This window comes from Idiomarina solivarensis (assembly GCF_033052755.1).
Taxonomy (GTDB): domain Bacteria; phylum Pseudomonadota; class Gammaproteobacteria; order Enterobacterales; family Alteromonadaceae; genus Idiomarina.
The window spans coordinates 55,465-74,042 of the sequence record NZ_JAVFHZ010000007.1 but is presented as its reverse complement, the minus strand read 5'-3'; the positions used below and the strand labels follow the sequence as shown (position 1 = coordinate 74,042).

Sequence of the window (18,578 nt, the reverse complement as noted above, 5' to 3'; positions counted from 1 at the left end):
CCTAGCCGAAAAACAGCTGCCATAACCAGCCATGTTTCAGATCTTCTTCGCACTTATTCAGTTGCGCCGCGTAAACCATAGAGCGATCTTTCACAATACGGGACACTTTTACCAGCCAGGGCTTCTTCAAGTATGACTTGCGTTGATAACCACCCCAACCTTCGTGATAGTTAAGATATTGTCCGTAAGCATCCCACTTTGAAACGCCATTAATTTTATACGTTTTGGAAATAAACCAGCCCATAAAATCGATGGCGTCTTCAAAGTCATCCCGACTTGCCCAACCGTTACCCGTTTCCCTTTGGTAATCTTCCCAGGTCATTGTTTTTGCCTGAGAATAGCCGTAGGCTGAACTCACTCTCCCCCAGGGGATGAAACCTAACAAGTAGTCTCTGGGCGGCAACGCATCGTATTGAAACGAACTTTCCTGATACATCATCGCCATCGGAACATGAATAGGAACCCCCCATCGTTCACGGGCATCAGCCGCTGCGTGATACCAATCTTCATGTTCTTCAAAAATATCACAGACGTTTTCCGGATTTGCCGGGGGCGGAGTCGCACAAGCCGTTAGTGTCGCTATCAGAAGAGCGCTGACGACTATTTTGGATTGGGTTGGAAAAAAAAGTTTTATCGTCATTGAACTTTATTCACTCATTGAACTCTCAGTTATTGAAAACAAGTTGTAACTGAGAAAATGCATTCATGTTCATCCCCTGAACGTTTTATTTAACGCAGCCCACTTAGGGCTGCGTTTTTTTATGCGTTTTAGTCCGATTTTTGACCGGAACGAGCCGCCTGCTTAAAATAGTTTGCCAAAAAGGTATCAAAGTCAACGTTGTTGTCTTGTTCATAACGGTCTTCGAACGCCCGCTCCGATTCCAGAGCCCAATCAGCAAAGTTCTTTTCCTCGTAATAACTCAGCGATCGGTTATTTAACTCAGCTCTGTATTGTTTAGCCAGCTGCATCCCTAAACTGCTATTATCTCGGTCTTCTTCTTTCAATAATTGCAAAATTTGACCTGATAAGGTGCTTTCCGGATTCAATACCCACTCGTATAAATCAGCTAAATGATTCTGGTAACGCTTGTCTTTTGCGCTTTCATCCAGGGCCTTTGCCAGTGGAGTAAAGTCCGCGAACAGCTCTTCCAGCCAATCGGCCATTAATCGCTCATTTCCGTTTTGCTGCAAACTAAGACGAGGATCCCGTCCTTGCATCACAACTTTGGTAAAGTTTTTATCCGCTTGTTGCTGCTGCTCCCAGCTCATTTCATCGCTTGATTGCAATAAACAATACAACAACATTAAGTCCAGAAAATGCATCTGTTGTGCCGTAATGCCGACATCACTAAATGGGTTCACATCCAGCGCTCTAATTTCAACGTACTCTATGCCACCGCGTTCTAATGCCTGGCTTGGCGTTTCACCATCACGCGCGGTTTGTTTTGGACGAATAGGTGAATAGAATTCATTTTCTATTTGCAGAATATTATCATTAAGCTGGCGGTAATCGTCGCCTACTTTTACACCAATTTTCGAAAACTGCTGAGACGGTGTGGTAATTGCCCGACGTAACCCTGCAACATACTCTTGCAGTGAATTATAAGTAATTTTAAGTGTCGCTTGTTCTTTGTTGGTATAACCCAAATCACTCATACGCAGTGAGGTACCATACGGTAAATACACCGTTCCTTTACCCACCGTATCAAAGTTCCAGGTTTGCAGAATGGCTTCATTATTCGTTTGACTGAAAAAGGATTTACATAGTGCTGGCGACGCACCAAACAAATAAGGAATGACCCACGCAATGCGCTTAAAGTTGCGAATGAGTGCAAAATAACGTTCGGTGCGGAAATCCTGGTCATTACGCACGTCTTCAATGGAAGCCAGCTCTTTCCACATGGCGTCGGAGACAGAGAAGTTGTAGTGAACTCCCGCAATCACCTGCATAGTTGCACCATAACGGTAGGTAAGACCACGACGGTACAGACTTTTCATTCGCCCCGAGTGCGAGTCACCATATTTCGCTATTCTAATGTCATCATCCGAACCAATGTAACAAGGCATACTCATTGGCCACAGTAATTCTTCACCAATGGCTTTATACGTCACACAATGAATGTCGCGAAGCTGCTCCAGCGTCGTTTCAATATCGGTTGCAACCGGCGTAATAAACTCAAGTAGATTCTCTGAGTAGTCGGTCGTAATGGTTGGGTGCGTCAGGGTTTTTCCCAGCTCTTGCGGATGGTCGCCCGGTGCCAAAGTTCCATTTTCTTTTATACGCAGCGCTTCACGCTCAATGCCACGTTGGATTCCCTGCCAAACTGCTGCTTTACCCGATTGCTTAAGCTTTTCGATAACGGCTTGAAATGTTGCTTGCAAAAGACAACTCCATTCACTGAGACGGATAGTTTTCTGCCGCTAAGCTTACTGGTAATTAAAGAAAAGGTCTATGGTTGTCGTTGTTAATTTAACGACATAACTTGGCGATTCAAGCTCGACGTGGCAGACTACATGCCGTTTATATAACCATTCGGTTACGGACTAACCATGAACTCATTCTGGACGTTTTTACAGCTTATTTTCGTTATTCTACAGGTCACGAGCCTGGCGTTATACGCATTGCTGCCAGCGCCCTGGAGCGACACTGCGCTAGTCGCGATGATTCTGTTCAGTTTAGTCATTGGCGCTGTCATTTGGTGGTGGTCCCGCCGCAATGCCCTCACCGCGCCTTTTCGTCAGCCGTTTTTATCGTCCGATTCTTTACAACTGTTTGAGCAGGTTTTTAATGATTTACCGACTCGAGTTTATTGGCGCGATCCTCAACTCAAACTATTAGGTGGCAACAGCGCTTTTGCGGAGGACTTTGGAGTTGCTCCTGAGTCGCTTGCCGGCAAATCCGATAATGAAATCAGCTCGTTAGCAAGCAATGCAGTGCTACTCGAAAGAGATAAAAAGACATTTAGTCAACAAGCGCCTTCGGTAAATGCAGAAATTGAGTTAAAAGTGGATGGCAAAAGCCAATGGGTAGAGCATTCCAGCGTTCCGCTTTACGACGATGATCATCACATTATTGGTATTCTGGGTAGCTATTATGATATTTCGGGAATTAAGTCTGTAGCCGAAGAAATGGAAAAAGCCAAAGAAACCGCGGAACGGGCAAACCAGTCAAAAGGTGAGTTTCTGGCCAATATGAGTCATGAAATTCGTACTCCAATTAACGCTATTGTTGGTATGGCTAACTTGTGTTTGAAAACCGAGCTGACCCAGAAACAAAAGCGCTATATCAAAGTCATCGACTCATCCTCACAGGCTTTGCTTGGCGTTATCAACGACATTCTCGACTTTTCGAAAATTGACGCCGGTAAGCTTACGGTTGAGCGCATCCCTTTTGACCTGCAGGATGTGCTGACGTCCTTGGCCGACATGTTCGCTTACCGAGCCTACGATAAAGATCTTGAGTTCATTATTAATCTTCCCGCTAATATACCCACTCGCTTGATTGGTGATCCTCTGCGGTTGAATCAAGTGTTAGTGAACCTGATTAGTAACGCGATTAAATTCACGGAAGACGGTGAGATCAATGTCGCAGTCAACTTGTTGGATAGCTCTCAGGACACAGTTTTGTTGCGTATCTCCGTGACCGATACTGGCATTGGCATGGATGAAGAGCAACGCGCCAATCTTTTTAAAGCTTTTACTCAAGCGGACACATCGACAACCCGGAAATATGGCGGTACCGGTCTTGGATTAGCCATATCCCGACGCCTCATCTTACTCATGGGCGGTGACATTGGTGTAACCAGTGCGTCCGGACAGGGTTCGACGTTTTATATTGAAGTCGAACTTCCTCTGCAAACAGAGCAAGACAACAGTCATCACCAGTACCTACTGCAAAAACTGAGCGGCGTCCGCATTCTGGCCATTGATGACAACTTAAGTACTCGCGAAATGCTGTATGAGATGCTACGCAGCTATCAAGTTGATGTGAAGGTTTGTCGCACTGCTGAACAGGCACTTCAGGTGTTTCAGCAGTCTGTTGAAGAAAATGCCCCTTATCAGCTAGTTCTGGTTGATTGGCGTCTACCAGGAATGGATGGCCTGGAGTTTTGCCAGAAAATTACCGAACGTTACGCTGAAGATATTCGTCCCAAACTCACTTTGGCCACCGGTTACTACGCAGAAGAGCTATCAGAAAAAGCAAAGCAAGCTGGTGTTAACGATATCATTTCAAAACCATTTACCGCATCGACCTTAGGCAGAAGCCTGACCTCAACATTGTTTCAGCGCGAACTGCCGGACGATAACGCTACAGAAAATGGTGAAGGCATCCCTGAAGGGATTCTGCGCGCCCCTATTCTTGTAGTAGAAGATAACGAGATCAACCAGCAGGTTGCCCGCGAAATTCTCTCAAGCTACCAATTTAAAGTGGATATTGTAGAGAATGGTCAGCTGGCAGTCGAAGCTGTGCATCATAAAAACTATTCACTGGTGTTAATGGACATTCAAATGCCGGTAATGGATGGCCTAAAAGCGGCCCAGACCATCCGTGCAGATTTTAACTATCAACAACTTCCAATTCTGGCAATGACTGCCAATGCCATGAGCGGCGATGAAGAACGTTCGCTAGCTGCGGGTATGCAAGGGCATATTGCCAAACCAATTGATGAGCAGCAGCTCATTAAAGCCATAATTAAGTGGGCCATTCCAGGTGACTACACTAAAAATCAACCGCAACCCGCAGCTCCGGAACCTAAAAAAGATGAAGCGACAAAGCCTCCGGTTCGTATACCTCAAGTGAAAGGGATTGAGTTTGAGGCTGCGTTAAAGCGCTTACAATATAACGTTGAACTTTACCTTAAGTTAGTAGAGCAACTCTATGAAACCTATCAAGGCAGTGCCACCAAAGTTTCAGACTTTATCACGCGCGGGCAGCATGAAAGTGCCCGGCGTTATTTTCATTCCCTAAAGGGCGCGGCGGCCAATCTCGGTTTTACTCAACTGCAGAATAAAGCGGCGGACTTGGAGCAATTTATGGCGGAAGGTAATATAGATAAAGTTGCTGACCAAATTACCGAGTTGGAAAAACGTTTACGTCATGCTCATCAGGCTGCTGTAGACTTAGAAGCAATTCAGCAACACCAGTCTTAAGGAACAACCGTTATGGTCCGATATTTTTTTATTATTCCGTTATTGCTGTGGCTGCTGTATTTACGCGTAAATGGCTGGAGCATTAAACAAGGGTATAAAGGTTTTGTTTATATTGCCGTGATAAGTGCAGTCATCGCCGCTTTTTACACGGCGATGATGTTTTTAACCGGTCGTTAAACTAACGCTAATAGTACACCTGCCGCAACCGCTGATCCGAGTACACCGGCCACATTGGGCCCCATTGCATGCATTAATAGGAAGTTATGGGGGTTCGCCTGTAACCCAACTTTATTAACAACCCGCGCCGCCATAGGTACCGCGGATACGCCTGCCGCACCAATCAGTGGATTAATGGGGTCTTTACTCAGTTTAGCCATTAATTTGGCCATTAAAATGCCACTGGCTGTACCAATTGCAAACGCGACAGCACCTAACACCAGGATGCCAAGTGTCTGGAAACTGAGAAATTGATCGGCCTGCAATTTAGAGCCAACCGCCAAACCAAGAAAAATGGTCACAATGTTAATCAACTCATTCTGCGTGGTTTTCGTTAAGCGCTCAACCACGCCGGATTCACGCATTAAGTTACCTAAGCAGAACATGCCAACCAAAGGCGTTGCAGACGGCAAGAAGAGTAGTGTCAGACCCATTGCTATCAAAGGGAAAAAAAGCTTCTCACGACGCGCTACCGGACGCAGCTGCTCCATTTTAATCTCACGCTCAGCCTGAGTGGTTAGCAGTTTCATTATTGGCGGTTGAATAATAGGTACCAGCGCCATGTAAGAATATGCTGCGACAGCGATTGCCCCCAATAAATCAGGCGCCAATTTAGAAGCCAGGAAGATAGCCGTAGGCCCGTCAGCACCACCAATAATTGAAATGGCAGCAGCATCTGACATTGAAAAACTGATGCCCGGTAAAACGTTAAGCGCAATAGCACCAAATAAGGTAGCAAAAATACCAAACTGAGCGGCACCACCCAAAAACAGCATTTTAGGGTTTGCTAATAATGGACCAAAATCGGTTAACGCCCCAACCCCCATAAAAATAAGTAGCGGGAACACGCCAGTATCAATACCGACACTGTATACGTAGTAAAGGACACCACCAGGCTCAGTAAATCCAGCCAGGGGGATATTGGCCAAAATGGCACCAAATCCAATAGGCAAAAGCAGTAGTGGTTCAAATTTTCTGGCAATGGCCAAATACAGCAACAGCCCCCCTACCAGAATCATACTGAGTTGGCCAAAGGTCATTGCTGCTATGCCGGTGGTTTCCCATAAGGTCTTTAACTCGTCCATATCAACCCACCGTCACCAAATCATCACCGACCGTCACTGCATCACCTTCTTTCACATGCAAAGACTGAACCTTACCGTCCTTTTCTGCTTTAATGTCGGTTTCCATCTTCATTGCTTCCAACACAATGACAACATCACCGGCTTTAACCTCTGCGCCTTCTTTTGCGACCACTTTAAAAATATTGCCGGCTAATGGTGCTTTGATGGTTTCACCACCGCTGGATGTCTGTTGCTCAGACGTTTCAGATTGGTCATCTGACGATTTAGACTTTACAGAATCCAACTGCCCAGATGGACCCACTTTAACGTTAAAGTGCTTACCATCAACTTCAACGTCGTATTGTTCAACACCGCCGGTTGTTTGAGTGCTTTCACTTTTGCTTTTGCTGTCGCTTTTACTCTCTGACGTCTCTTCTGATTCTTCACCAGGAGCAGGCTCAAACGCATCCGGATTATCGCGGTTTTTAAGGAATTTCAGTCCGATTTGTGGGAACAGGGCGTAAGTTAATACGTCGTCAACGACATTATCCGCTAAACGAATATCTTCGTCTTTCGCTTTCGTTTTAAGCTCTTCGGTCAGCTCATCTAATTCGTTATCCAATAAGTCTGCCGGACGACAGGTAATAGGCTCCTCTCCGTTCAGCACCTTTTTCTGCAACTCTTTATTCACTTCCGCTGCTGAAGCACCATACTGACCTTTAAGTACCGCCGCTGTCTCTTTAGAAATATTTGAATAGCGCTCGCCACTCAGCACATTCAACACCGCTTGTGTGCCGACTATTTGCGACGTAGGAGTAACCAATGGTATAAAGCCAAGATCTTCACGGACTTTAGGAATTTCTTCCAACACCTCGTCGAACTTCTCAATAGCGCCCTGTTCTTTTAACTGACTTTCCATATTGGTCAGCATGCCGCCTGGGACCTGGGCCAGCAAAATGCGCGCATCAACGCCTTTAAGAGAACCTTCAAACTTCGCGTATTTTTTCCGCACATTGCGGAAATAACTCGCAATTTCCGCAAGATCCGGAAGCGATAGCCCGGTATCCCGATCGGTGTCTTCTGTCATTGCAACTAATGTCTCTGTTGGCGAGTGACCGTACGTCATGCTCATTGACGAGATAGCCGTATCCAACATATCGATACCGGCATCTATCGCTTTTTGATAGGTTGCAACGCTTAAACCTGTTGTCGCATGGCACTGCATTGCGATAGGCAAATCGGTATTCTTCTTCAACGCACTCACTAACTCATAAGCTTCGTTAGGTCTTAATAGACCAGCCATGTCTTTAATAAATAAAGAGTCACAGCCTAAGTCTTCTAGCTCCTGAGCCATTGAAACCCATTTATCCAGGGTGTGCACCGGGCTCACCGTGTAAGCAAGAGTGCCCTGAGCGTGCCCGTCAACATCTTTTGCCGCTTTTACTGCGGTTTTCAAATTCCGCACGTCGTTCATAGCATCAAAAATACGAAAAACATCGACACCGCTTTCTTTCGCGCGCTCAACAAAACGCTTTACAACGTCGTCTGCGTAATGACGATACCCCAACAGGTTCTGACCCCTAAGCAACATGAGTTGCGGAGTATTTGGCATAGCCTTTTTCAGCTCACGAATGCGCTCCCATGGGTCTTCACCCAGATAGCGAATACAAGAATCAAATGTCGCACCACCCCAGGACTCCATCGCCCAGTAGCCGATGCTATCCAGTTTCTCTGCAATCGGTAACATGTCATCCAGTCGCATACGCGTTGCGAGTAACGACTGATGGGCGTCACGAAGTACTAATTCTGTCAGTAACAGGGGCTTACTCATTATGATTTCTCCTTGTTATTCGCTACCTTCTTACCGTGACGGTACTGATGCACTGCCGCTGAGATTGCAGCCAGTAAAGCCGGAGACTCTGCGTCCGCGCTTTTGCCTTCACCTGAAGGTTGCCGACTGGTCACGACCTCGGGCGTTGGTATCAAGCGTTTCATAACGCTCATCGCCACGGTCAATAAGAAAAGAAAGATGATGACTGCGCCCATACCGACCAGCATGAGTTGCGCAGCTTGACTGAGCAATTCCGACACGAAGCACTCCTAGTTGGTTGCTAAGGTATTGTTATAAAATTATTAAATACCATGGTAGCAAGTCGCGCAAGGAGATACAGCAGTAAATAGTGGATATTCAGGGATTAAATGCGATTAAAAAACAAACGAAGAGATATAAGAATGGCGCGCTCGGGAGGACTCGAACCTCCAACCGCCTGGTTCGTAGCCAGGTACTCTATCCAGTTGAGCTACGAGCGCGTATTCAGGTTAGTAACAATATGGCGCGCTCGGGAGGATTCGAACCTCCGACCGCCTGGTTCGTAGCCAGGTACTCTATCCAGCTGAGCTACGAGCGCGTATTGTTACTTTAAACGACTGGCGGAGAGGGAGGGATTCGAACCCTCGATAGGGCTACAAACCCTATACTCCCTTAGCAGGGGAGCGCCTTCAGCCACTCGGCCACCTCTCCAAATCGTTGTGGCGTGAATTCTAGCGATGTTGGCAATAATGTCAATCGCTTTTTTAAAAACTACTGTCTAAGTGTGGGATAATTGACCATCTCGCATGATTTTTCTGCAAAACAGTCGAAAACATAAAAAAAGACCGGCTTCTGCCGGTCTTATATAATCATTTACTCTTTATCTTGCTCATCGTCTTTTTCAGACTGAATGCGCATGTAAATTTCTTCGCGATGAACGGAAACGTCTTTCGGGGCATTAACACCAATACGTACTTGGTTTCCCTTAACGCCGAGAACGGTGACCGAAACATCATCACCTATCATTAATGTTTCACCTACACGGCGAGTTAAAATTAGCATAGATTGCTCCTTCAATACTGTTCCGATTCTTACCGCGAATATCGAACATTTCCCTGAACTGTCGTAAGCAAGTCTACCAACAATGAGAGCGATTACACTATAACGAAGCGCATAATTTCTCGTTGTCTTTTCAACAGATACAACAACAATTACAGCTGTTGTTGTAACCACGTTGTAGCAGTAGCCAAAGCCTCGTTCAGATGTTCCGGGAGTGAACCACCAGCCTGAGCCATATCAGGGCGACCTCCGCCCTTACCGCCAACGACATTAGCGGCCTGGTTGACCAGATCTCCTGCTTTAACTTTAGACGTTAAATCGGCAGTAACGCCAGCAATCAAACTGACTTTATCGCCATTTGCAGTTCCTAGTAATACGATACCTGAACCAATTTGGTTCTTTAGATCATCAACTAAACCGCGTAAAGACTTAGGATCAGCTTGCTCTAACTCGGCAATGATTGCTTTCACACCATTGACATCGACTGCCTGAGCGACTAAGCCACCACCGCTTTGTTGAGCCAGTTTTTGTTGCAGTTGCTCATTCTTACGTTCAAGTTCGCGAAACTTCAGTTGCAGCTGCTCTACTTTACTCGCTACAGAGGTAGGCTCTGTTTTTAACTCGCCGGCTATTTGTTGTAATAGCTTCTGTTGTTGCTGGGTATAACGTACAGCGGCCTCCCCGGTGACCACTTCAATACGGCGCACGCCTGAGGCTATTCCGCCTTCCGACGTTATCCTGAATAACCCAATATCGCCTGTTGCTCTAACATGAGTACCGCCACAAAGTTCCATGGAAAAATCACCCATGCGGACAACACGTACCTGCTCGTCATATTTTTCACCAAATAAAGCCATTGCCCCGGCTTCTTTAGCTTCCTCAATTGCCATCAATTGCGTTTGCAGTGGCAAGTTAGAACGAATCTGCGTGTTCACTTCTCGTTCAAGCTGAGCTAATTGTTCATCGGTTACCGGCTCGAAATGCGAGAAATCAAACCGCATTTTATCGGCTTCTACTAATGACCCTTTCTGGGTCACATGCTCGCCTAATGAATTTCTAAGGGCAGCATGAAGTAAATGAGTTGCCGAGTGGTTTCGTTTAATGTTTTCCCGGCGCTCCGAATCAATTTCAGCTTTTACGCTGTCATTCAGTTTCACAGCGGCTTTCGCAATACCGTGGTGTGCTATCGCTTTCCCAATATACTGGGTATCGGTTACTTCAAACGCAGGACCATTTGCTACTAACGTACCCCTGTCACCAGTCTGACCACCACTTTCTGCATAAAATGGCGTTTCAGATAAAACCACAATGCCATTCTCGCCTTCTTGTAATTGCTCAACCGATTTTCCTTCTTTAAACAGTTCAACCACTCTTGCTTCACCGGCAATATCGTCGTAACCAGTAAATGCCGTTTTATTATCAGACTTCAGTTGCTGATTATAATCCATGCCAAATTGCGAAGCCTGCTGCGCACGCTGCCGTTGCTCTGACATGGCCTGTTCGAAGCCGGTTTCATCAACCGATAACTCTTGTTCACGTGCAATATCAGCCGTCAAATCAACAGGGAAACCATAGGTATCATAAAGTTTGAAGACAACATCGCCCGGTATGATGTTGCCCTTAAGCTGCTTGATTTCATCCGACAAAATTGCCAAACCACGTTCGAGTGTTCGGGCAAACTGTTGCTCTTCACGCTCTAGCGCGTCTTTTATAATTTGCTGTTTTTGCTGTAATTCAGGATAAGCCTCACCCATTTGACGGCTTAACTCGTCAACCAGGCGGAAGAAAAACGTCTCTTTAGCACCAAGTAAGTGACCATGACGCACAGCGCGACGTATAATGCGGCGCAGTACATAACCACGGCCTTCATTTGATGGCATGACACCGTCAGCAATCAAAAAAGAACAAGAACGAATATGGTCAGCAATCACCCGCAATGACTTGCTATCAAGATCATTCGTCCCAATAATTTCAGCTGCTGCTTTAATCAGAGCCTGGAACAAATCTATCTCATAGTTGCTGTGAACGTTCTGCATAATGGCGGAAATGCGCTCAAGCCCCATCCCCGTATCAATAGAAGGATCTGGCAGTGGTTCTAAGGTACCGTCAGCCTGACGGTTGTACTGCATAAAGACCAGGTTCCAGATCTCGATGTAACGATCACCGTCTTCCTCTGGCGTGCCCGGAGGACCCCCCCAAACGTCTGCGCCATGGTCATAAAAAACTTCAGAGCAAGGACCGCAGGGCCCGGTGTCGCCCATCGACCAGAAGTTGTCTTTTTCGCCAATGCGCGAAATTCGGTCTTCCGGCACACCGATGTCTTTCGCCCAAATATCATAAGCTTCATCGTCTTCGGTAAAAACTGTGACCCAAAGTTTCTCAGCAGGAAGCTTCAGCTCTTTTGTTAAAAAGTCCCAGGCGTACTGAATAGCCTGCTTTTTAAAATAGTCGCCGAAACTGAAATTACCCATCATTTCAAAGAATGTATGGTGGCGAGCGGTATAACCCACATTTTCAAGGTCATTATGTTTGCCGCCGGCGCGAAGACAACGTTGGGCAGACGTTGCTTTATTATAGCGACGCTTGTCAGTACCCAGAAAAACGTCTTTAAATGGCACCATCCCTGCATTCGTAAATAACAGGGTTGGATCGTTACCGGGAATCATCGATGCTGACGGAACTTTCTCGTGTCCTCGTTCAGCAAAGTAATTTAAAAATGCATCACGAATTTGGGCACTATTCATGCTCATATGGAGTCCTACTTTTCTTAACTGAGTGACTTTGGGTCAATTTTTTAATTGGCTTTAGACTATCACGAAGTAGCCGTCTAGCCTAGCGTCGTGGTCGGTTGACGCAAGCAAAAATTTGCTCTGGAGTGAAGCCTCGTTGCTGTAAAAAGCGTACCTGACGGCTCCACTCTTTTTCATCAACCGGGTTATCATCGCCAAACTTTTTCTGCTTTAGTTCCGCGCACAATTCAAACCAATCAACGTCCATTGAATCGAGTATACTTTCCACCAGGCCTGCAGAAACCCCTTTTTGCTGTGTTGCCTGCGCCAGAATTTTCAGCCGCCCCTGCTGTTGCCTCACTTTCTCCCGAATGAAACTGTTCGCAAACCGCTCATCACTTTGCCAACCTTCTTTGTTTAACTCATCAATAACACGCACAACCATTTCCGCTGGCCATTGTTTCTGTATCAACTTACGTTTTAACTCAGAACGACTTTGCTCGCGCATTGCTAACAACCGAAAAGCACTATCTCGCAATGCATTTTCGTCATACTCTGAACTTTCGTCCATACTCTTTACTCCAACGCCTAACAATGGAATTTAGTCTAAGGATGCTTAATATGACTCAGAGCCACTCAAAATCAAGGCTTCTCTTAATCTGTCTTGCTTTTCTTACGTTCGCATTCGCGGCTGTCACTCAGGCTAATGAGCGCACATTATCAATCTCTGGCAGTGGCAGTGTGTCCGCCGTTCCCGATCAGATGTCGCTAACGTTCTGGATAGAAGAACGGGGAAACAAACTGAGCTCTCAAAAGACACTTGTTGATGAAACCACCCGTCGCCTTATCGACGATCTCAATAGTGAAGGTGTAGAGGACAAAGATATCCGTTCCTATCAATTACAAATTTATCCTCGTTACGAACAAAACGACGACGGTAAAACGGAACAGAACGGTTTTGTTGTGCAACGCGAAGTTCAGGTCACTTTGATTGAACCTGACCATTACGACGCCATCATCGATATGGCTCTGGCTCGGGGCGTTACCCGCGTTGGTGATATTCGGTTTGAAATCAGTAACCAGCAAAGTCTTTATCAACAAGCTCTGATTAACGCTTACCAACAAGCAAAAACAAAAGCTGAACACCTTGCGGCAACAGCCGATCTGGAATTAGCTAACACTCTGCGCATTGTTGAACAATCGATGTCACGCCCTGTAATGATGCAAATGGCAGAAATGAGCAGCCGGTCGGATAAAGTCTCATTACCTGGCCAACAAACTATTGAAGCGCGTGTTGAAGTTGTCTTCGCAATCCAAAATAAGAGCGATTCCAGTAATTAAAGCATTGCCATGCTGTCCATGCAGGGTAAGATGGTTGAAACTTCACTATTTTCTTAAACAATAGGGTCATTTTGTTCATCAAAATCCGTCATATTTTATTCGTCATGATGCTTGCAGCAACCCTGTCTGTTAGCGCTCAGGAATGGCAGCAACAGCGCGTTGATGCCAGTAGTAACCCTGATGTCTGGATAAAGAAAACCTCGGACTTGATAGAGCAATATGACAACCAGCGCCAATTTCACGAGTTAGCAATGGCTTATGCTTTGCAAGCAGAAGCCTATCGTTACTCAGGCAATGAAAGTAAAGCTCAGGAAGCGATAACTGAAGGCTTACGCTTTGCCGAGTTAGCTGATTCAGATATTGCTAAAACCTTATTAAGAATGAGTCAGACCTGGTATTCACTGCAGCGAGGTCAGTTGCGCCAAGCCAACACCAGTGTTATCTACGCCATAGAAAATGCAAAAGCTTCCGGCAATAAAGACTTACAAATAGAAGCAGAGATCCTGCACGCTCAGGTCATGCAAAATATGGGAGACATCGCTCGCGCGCTGCAAATTCTAGAGCAACTCAACCGCAACGCATACTCAGCGCGTCCACGACTGCAAATGGAATTTCATGCGCTTATCGGATCAATCTACCTTGATGTTGGCGCAAATGAAATTGCGTTAGAGCATATTAAGGATGCTCTCGAAATCAGTCGCCAGCACCTTGGTGAATGGGATGTTTCGGTATTAGAGTATAATCTTGCACGCACTTATCAGGCTTTAGGCAACGCTAGAAAAGCCGAAACACACTTTAAATCGGCCTTGGAGATAAGCCAGGCAATTGGCGACGATCTTGGCGTCGCTTATGCTCTGTACCAAATGGCATCCATTGATCTGGCGGAACAAGATTATCGGCAAGCTCTGAGTAGGCTGAATCAAGCCTTACCGCAATTCAGGTCGGCCGGCGCGCACCCTATGGAAGCAAAAACCCGATTAAGTATCGTCTCAGTTTATTTAGGGATAGAAGCTTACGATAAGGCGCAGAATCAGTTAAGTGCGGCCGCCTCTATCGTCAATACATTGAGCGATGCTCAGTTGCATCAAAACCTTCACGAAAGTTGGTCACAATACTATCAACAGGTGGGTAACTACCAAGCCGCTCTTAAACATTACAAAACCTCTGTCGACTATATGCAAAAAGCACAACAGCAGGCTCAAGATAAGCAGCTTCAGGAAATAATGGTTCGCCTGGAAATAAAAGAACAGGAAACAACCAACGAATTGCTTAAAAAGGAAAACGAATTACAGCAGTTGGAGCTGCAGGAACAGCAAACTTCTTATTACCTCTTGATATGGATTATTATCTCGGGTTTTCTGGTCGTTATTATTGTTTCCGCTTTTTTATACCAACAATGGCGAGCGCGCAAAAACTTTGCAGAATTAGCATTAAAAGATGACCTGACTAACGCCCCCAATCGACGCGCTATTGTCCGTATTTGTAAGAAAGGACTGGAGCAAGCTCGCGAGCAACAGCGTCAGTTAGCACTCGCCGTTCTTGATTTTGACCATTTTAAAACAATAAACGATCAATTTGGTCACGACGTTGGAGACCATGTTTTACAACGTTTTGCAGAAGTTGCGAAGCAGAGCTTACGAAATCAGGATAGTTTTGGCCGACTTGGGGGCGAAGAGTGGTTATTAGTCTTCTTCGATGTCACGAAAGAGGACGCTAAAAACATCTTTGAACGCATTACTGAAAAACTGAATAGTCAGCCTATTGATGGTCTGCCTGAAGGTTATCGAATCACATTTAGCATGGGCTTTACCAACGCCAACCCTGAAGACAATTTTGATTCGCTATACAAACGGGCGGATAACGTTTTATTTGAGGCTAAAGATAAAGGCCGTGAACGCCTGATTATTACCGATTGAGCTTTATCTATCCGCTATGCTGGAAGTCGACATCGGTAAGTTATGACTGATGCAATGCAATCCGCCTCCCCCCAAAATAAATTCCCGAGCGTCAAAAGCAACCACTCTTCGCTCAGGCAGTGCCTCCTGAATAATTTTTACAGCCTCTGCGTCTGTTGGTAACCCAAACTGGGGCACCACCACCAGCTCATTTGTTTGCAACACATTCACATAACTGCAAAGCAATGGTAACTCAACCGTGCGCTGCAGGCTTAAATCGGTTAACTCAATACCTTCCCTCTCAGGGCCGGTTGCTAACTGAGGGAACGGCAAAGGTAGTGGAATAGCCTTAATGTATTCTGGGAGCTGATTTAACTCTGCTTTAAGTGCTTGGCAGGTCTTGTAGTCAGGGTGAGTTTGATCATCGGTAGAGGCGTATAACAAGACGTTATTATCGACGAACAATGCCATGTTATCAATATGCCCGCCCGTTTCATCAGCTCCCAACGCACCATCGAAAAAATGCAGATGCTGACCATGTAGCAATTGTTTTAATAAAGACTTGAGATCGTTTTCTGCCAGATCCGGGTTGCGCTTTTTCAGACAGGCCAGACCAATTAGCCAATCACCTTTCCCATTGTGAGTAAAAGCTCCACCCTCAGCAATTAGTTTACTTCTTTCCAGCGGACGACCTAATTTATTACATAGGTTTTGAGAGAAATATTTATCCGCGGCTATTACTTGTTGAATACCACTCCAGCCATCAAAGCTAAAAGACAAAGCTTTCAGGCCGCTTTCATCATTGCACCATAATGGCCCAATATCACGCAGCCAAACATCATCAAACTCTAAGGCTATGTGATGAACAGTTTTTAATGGGGCAGGCAGACTTTCGCATAAATAAGCAGGGACCACGAGCGAAACTGAGGTGCTTCCCGATAATAATGTGATTAACTTCAGAATAGCCTGACGGGCCGGCTCTGCAGACAGACGCCAGACATCACTTCGGTAAGGCCAGGCTAATAATAAACGCTGGCTATCCTCAAAGTCAGGTAACCAGCGCTCAGTCGCATTCATTTATTTACCCCGACGTTTACTCTGCTTTTTATCCTGCCGATGCCTAGCCGTGGCTTTACGGATTTTGGCAAAACGCCGCTGTTTTGACTCTTCATGTCGGGGATCCAGGAAGGAGTTTTCCTCAGGCGGCAAGTTCACCTGCGCACGCAATGCATTGACCTGAGGAAGAGACATTTCGGCCCAACCTCCTTGAGGAAGTCCGGCTTCCAGAGGAATGTCGCCATAGCGAACACGAATAAGACGACTGACCTGGACTTCCTGAGATTCCCACAAACGGCGAACCTCACGATTTCGACCTTCACTGATAGTGACGTGAAACCATCGATTCATACCATCGCCACCGGCTGGTTTTATACTGTTAAAGTGCGCTTTGCCATCTTCTAACTGAACACCTTTTCTCAAACGCTGCATCATGGCTTCGTCTACTTCTCCAAACACACGCACTGCGTATTCCCGCTCAACTTGCTGACTCGGGTGCATCAGGCGATTGGCAAGCTCACCGTCAGTAGTAAACAACAATAACCCCGACGTATTAACATCCAGACGGCCTACGGCCACCCAACGAGCTCCGCTCATTCTCGGTAACCGGTCATAGACGGTCGGCCGCCCCTCCGGGTCTTTTCTTGTACAAAGCTCGCCCTCTGGCTTATGGTAAATCAGAACGCGGCAAATGACCTCTTCCTCAGGTTTAATCTGAACTTCATGGCCATCAATACGTACTTTCGCATCGGCATCAATACGCTCGCCCAGTTGTGCTACCTTGCCGTCCACACGAATTCGGCCAGCGGAAATCTTTGCTTCAATTTCGCGGCGTGAACCATGTCCAGATCGGGCTAAAACCTTTTGTAATTTTTCGGTCATTACGAATCATCTCTCTCGTTAGTCGCTGTCTCAGCGGTACGTTCATCATCTTCATTAAGTGTATCGATATCGGGTAATTCCGATAAATCACTCAAATTAAAATCATCTAAAAAATCAGCAGTGCTGGCATAGAGTTGAGGTCGCCCCGGTACTTCTTTATGGCCGACAATTTTTACCCATCCTCGTTCCTGCAATGTTTTCATAATTTGGCTACTGACACTAACTCCACGTATCTGTTCAATTTCACCACGCGTAATAGGTTGTCGGTAAACAATTAAAGCCAGGGTTTCCAATAATGCATTGGAATAACGCGGCGGTTTTTCCTGCCAAAGCCCAGCCAGCCTCTGACCAAGCTCTGCCCGTGTTTGAAAGCGGTATCCAGAAGCGACTTTTACCAACTCAATACCACGTTCCTGGTAATCTGACTGCAACTCTTTAAGCTGCTGCTTTATCGCAGCTAGTGACGCTTCGCCTTCATTCAGCAAAAGCTGGTATAACTGCTCGGCCGATAAAGGCTGCGGATGTGCAAACAAAGCCGCTTCGATAAGTTGTTTAAGCTGTAACGGATTCATCTTGACTGTGCTGTCTCAAACTCAGGCGGATATCACTCATGGGCTCTACTTGCGACAATTCTACCATTGATTCCTTCACAAGTTCTAAAATTGCTAAAAAACTAACCACAGCGCCAGCACGGCCTTCTTTTCGAGTAAACAGCTGACTAAAAGAAACGTACTTTTTATTACTTAATAGCTCAAGTACCTGGCTCATTCTTGCCCGCGTTGACAGCTGCTCGCGTTTAATTTGATGATGCGCTTTCAGCTCCACCTGCTGCAGCACACGGCTAAAGGCCAGGGTCAGGTCTTCCAGAGTCATCTCTGGTGGCACTGATGTCACCCACTCACGTGCATTGGAATCAACTTCGCTGAGTAATATGTCACGCCCTACCTGAGGTTGCTGATCGATATATTCGGCGCCCTGACGTATAGCTTCATATTCTTGCAAACGTCTTATCAACTCAGCCCTGGGATCCTCTTCATCCTCTTCTTCCCGCGGCGGTTTCGGTAATAGTAGTCGACTTTTAATTTCAGCAAGAATCGCCGCCATGACTAAGTAATCGGCCGCCAGCTCCAATTTCAGCTCTTTCATCATATCCACATATTCTACATACTGCCGGGTAATCGCAAGAATAGGCATATCAACGATATCGAGCTTCTGCTTGCGAATGAGGTACAGCAGCAAATCCATCGGACCGCTGAAAGTATCAAGAATAACTTCCAACGCATCAGGTGGTATGTAAAGGTCTTCGGGTTTCTCTATAACCGGTTCGCCGCGAACAAAACCGAGAGGCAGTGACTGCTGTTCAGCCATAACTAAG

The 18,578-nt window shown here is 46.1% G+C and carries 16 protein-coding genes and 3 tRNA genes; 4 read left to right on the top strand and 15 right to left on the bottom strand.

Annotated elements, in window-relative coordinates; genetic code table 11:
* Position 1: 1 nt before the first annotated feature.
* Positions 2 to 640 (bottom strand): transglycosylase SLT domain-containing protein, encoded by a 639-nt coding sequence (locus RBK99_RS11890; RefSeq protein WP_317504817.1) that lies wholly within the window; start codon positions 638 to 640, stop codon positions 2 to 4.
* A 128-nt stretch (positions 641 to 768) separates the two neighbouring features.
* Positions 769 to 2,382, bottom strand: a complete 1,614-nt coding sequence (gene gshA, locus RBK99_RS11885) for a glutamate--cysteine ligase (RefSeq protein WP_317504816.1) — start codon at positions 2,380 to 2,382, stop codon at positions 769 to 771.
* A gap of 168 nt (positions 2,383 to 2,550) precedes the next feature.
* Here gshA and RBK99_RS11880 point away from each other — a divergent pair, with 168 nt between their 5' ends.
* Both RBK99_RS11880 and RBK99_RS11875 read left to right on the top strand, forming a co-directional pair.
* Entirely contained in the window at positions 2,551 to 5,151 is a 2,601-nt protein-coding gene (locus RBK99_RS11880) for a response regulator (RefSeq protein WP_317504815.1), read from the top strand.
* 12 nt (positions 5,152 to 5,163) lie between these two features.
* Positions 5,164 to 5,328 (top strand): hypothetical protein, encoded by a 165-nt coding sequence (locus tag RBK99_RS11875; protein WP_317504814.1) that lies wholly within the window; start codon positions 5,164 to 5,166, stop codon positions 5,326 to 5,328.
* Here RBK99_RS11875 and RBK99_RS11870 read toward each other — a convergent pair.
* The 9 genes from RBK99_RS11870 to RBK99_RS11830 form a co-directional block, all read right to left on the bottom strand.
* Complete coding sequence (locus RBK99_RS11870) at positions 5,325 to 6,452, bottom strand: sodium ion-translocating decarboxylase subunit beta (protein WP_317504813.1); 1,128 nt, start codon at positions 6,450 to 6,452, stop codon at positions 5,325 to 5,327. The genes RBK99_RS11875 and RBK99_RS11870 overlap by 4 nt on opposite strands.
* 1 nt (position 6,453) lies before the next feature.
* Positions 6,454 to 8,262, bottom strand: a complete 1,809-nt coding sequence (gene oadA / locus RBK99_RS11865; protein WP_317504812.1) for a sodium-extruding oxaloacetate decarboxylase subunit alpha — start codon at positions 8,260 to 8,262, stop codon at positions 6,454 to 6,456.
* Complete coding sequence (locus tag RBK99_RS11860) at positions 8,262 to 8,522, bottom strand: oxaloacetate decarboxylase subunit gamma (RefSeq protein WP_317504811.1); 261 nt, start codon at positions 8,520 to 8,522, stop codon at positions 8,262 to 8,264. The genes oadA and RBK99_RS11860 overlap by 1 nt, the downstream gene beginning before the upstream one ends.
* Positions 8,523 to 8,664: 142 nt before the next feature.
* Positions 8,665 to 8,741, bottom strand: a tRNA-Arg gene (locus RBK99_RS11855).
* Positions 8,742 to 8,762: 21 nt separating this feature from the next.
* Positions 8,763 to 8,839 (bottom strand) — tRNA-Arg (locus tag RBK99_RS11850).
* A 20-nt stretch (positions 8,840 to 8,859) separates the two neighbouring features.
* A tRNA-Ser gene (locus RBK99_RS11845) sits at positions 8,860 to 8,952 on the bottom strand.
* A 162-nt stretch (positions 8,953 to 9,114) separates the two neighbouring features.
* Positions 9,115 to 9,303 carry a carbon storage regulator CsrA gene (csrA, locus tag RBK99_RS11840; RefSeq protein WP_011234973.1) on the bottom strand — a complete coding sequence of 63 codons (189 nt, stop codon included), beginning with the start codon at positions 9,301 to 9,303 and terminating at the stop codon, positions 9,115 to 9,117.
* Positions 9,304 to 9,452: 149 nt separating this feature from the next.
* Positions 9,453 to 12,050, bottom strand: coding sequence for an alanine--tRNA ligase (gene alaS / locus RBK99_RS11835; protein WP_317504810.1), 2,598 nt, complete (start codon positions 12,048 to 12,050; stop codon positions 9,453 to 9,455).
* An 82-nt stretch (positions 12,051 to 12,132) separates the two neighbouring features.
* Entirely contained in the window at positions 12,133 to 12,600 is a 468-nt protein-coding gene (locus RBK99_RS11830; RefSeq protein ID WP_317504809.1) for a regulatory protein RecX, read from the bottom strand.
* Between the two features lie 50 nt (positions 12,601 to 12,650).
* Here RBK99_RS11830 and RBK99_RS11825 point away from each other — a divergent pair, with 50 nt between their 5' ends.
* Both RBK99_RS11825 and RBK99_RS11820 read left to right on the top strand, forming a co-directional pair.
* Positions 12,651 to 13,370: an SIMPL domain-containing protein gene (locus tag RBK99_RS11825; RefSeq protein WP_317504808.1), complete on the top strand. Its 720-nt coding sequence runs from the start codon at positions 12,651 to 12,653 to the stop codon at positions 13,368 to 13,370.
* 71 nt (positions 13,371 to 13,441) lie between these two features.
* Positions 13,442 to 15,286 (top strand): tetratricopeptide repeat-containing diguanylate cyclase, encoded by a 1,845-nt coding sequence (locus tag RBK99_RS11820; protein WP_317504807.1) that lies wholly within the window; start codon positions 13,442 to 13,444, stop codon positions 15,284 to 15,286.
* 3 nt (positions 15,287 to 15,289) lie between these two features.
* Here the strand turns inward: RBK99_RS11820 and RBK99_RS11815 are convergent, their stop codons facing one another.
* Genes RBK99_RS11815 through RBK99_RS11800 form a run of 4 tightly spaced genes read right to left on the bottom strand, consistent with a single transcriptional unit; the run spans position 15,290 to position 18,571 of the window.
* Positions 15,290 to 16,342: an agmatine deiminase family protein gene (locus RBK99_RS11815; protein WP_317504806.1), complete on the bottom strand. Its 1,053-nt coding sequence runs from the start codon at positions 16,340 to 16,342 to the stop codon at positions 15,290 to 15,292.
* Complete coding sequence (gene rluB / locus RBK99_RS11810; RefSeq protein WP_317504805.1) at positions 16,343 to 17,203, bottom strand: 23S rRNA pseudouridine(2605) synthase RluB; 861 nt, start codon at positions 17,201 to 17,203, stop codon at positions 16,343 to 16,345. It abuts the gene before it with no gap.
* Positions 17,203 to 17,775 carry an SMC-Scp complex subunit ScpB gene (gene scpB, locus RBK99_RS11805; protein ID WP_317504804.1) on the bottom strand — a complete coding sequence of 191 codons (573 nt, stop codon included), beginning with the start codon at positions 17,773 to 17,775 and terminating at the stop codon, positions 17,203 to 17,205. The genes rluB and scpB overlap by 1 nt, the downstream gene beginning before the upstream one ends.
* Entirely contained in the window at positions 17,756 to 18,571 is an 816-nt protein-coding gene (locus tag RBK99_RS11800; RefSeq protein ID WP_317504803.1) for a segregation and condensation protein A, read from the bottom strand. The genes scpB and RBK99_RS11800 overlap by 20 nt, the downstream gene beginning before the upstream one ends.
* Positions 18,572 to 18,578: the final 7 nt, after the last annotated feature.

Coding starts and splice junctions, on each gene's coding strand:
- RBK99_RS11890 (WP_317504817.1), bottom strand. CDS start 640: ATGACGATAAAACTTTTTTTTCCAACCCAATCCAAAATAGTCGTCAGC.
- RBK99_RS11880 (WP_317504815.1), top strand. CDS start 2,551: ATGAACTCATTCTGGACGTTTTTACAGCTTATTTTCGTTATTCTACAG.
- RBK99_RS11875 (WP_317504814.1), top strand. CDS start 5,164: ATGGTCCGATATTTTTTTATTATTCCGTTATTGCTGTGGCTGCTGTAT.
- RBK99_RS11870 (WP_317504813.1), bottom strand. CDS start 6,452: ATGGACGAGTTAAAGACCTTATGGGAAACCACCGGCATAGCAGCAATG.
- oadA (WP_317504812.1), bottom strand. CDS start 8,262: ATGAGTAAGCCCCTGTTACTGACAGAATTAGTACTTCGTGACGCCCAT.
- csrA (WP_011234973.1), bottom strand. CDS start 9,303: ATGCTAATTTTAACTCGCCGTGTAGGTGAAACATTAATGATAGGTGAT.
- alaS (WP_317504810.1), bottom strand. CDS start 12,050: ATGAGCATGAATAGTGCCCAAATTCGTGATGCATTTTTAAATTACTTT.
- RBK99_RS11830 (WP_317504809.1), bottom strand. CDS start 12,600: ATGGACGAAAGTTCAGAGTATGACGAAAATGCATTGCGAGATAGTGCT.
- RBK99_RS11825 (WP_317504808.1), top strand. CDS start 12,651: ATGACTCAGAGCCACTCAAAATCAAGGCTTCTCTTAATCTGTCTTGCT.
- RBK99_RS11815 (WP_317504806.1), bottom strand. CDS start 16,342: ATGAATGCGACTGAGCGCTGGTTACCTGACTTTGAGGATAGCCAGCGT.
- rluB (WP_317504805.1), bottom strand. CDS start 17,203: ATGACCGAAAAATTACAAAAGGTTTTAGCCCGATCTGGACATGGTTCA.
- scpB (WP_317504804.1), bottom strand. CDS start 17,775: ATGAATCCGTTACAGCTTAAACAACTTATCGAAGCGGCTTTGTTTGCA.
- RBK99_RS11800 (WP_317504803.1), bottom strand. CDS start 18,571: ATGGCTGAACAGCAGTCACTGCCTCTCGGTTTTGTTCGCGGCGAACCG.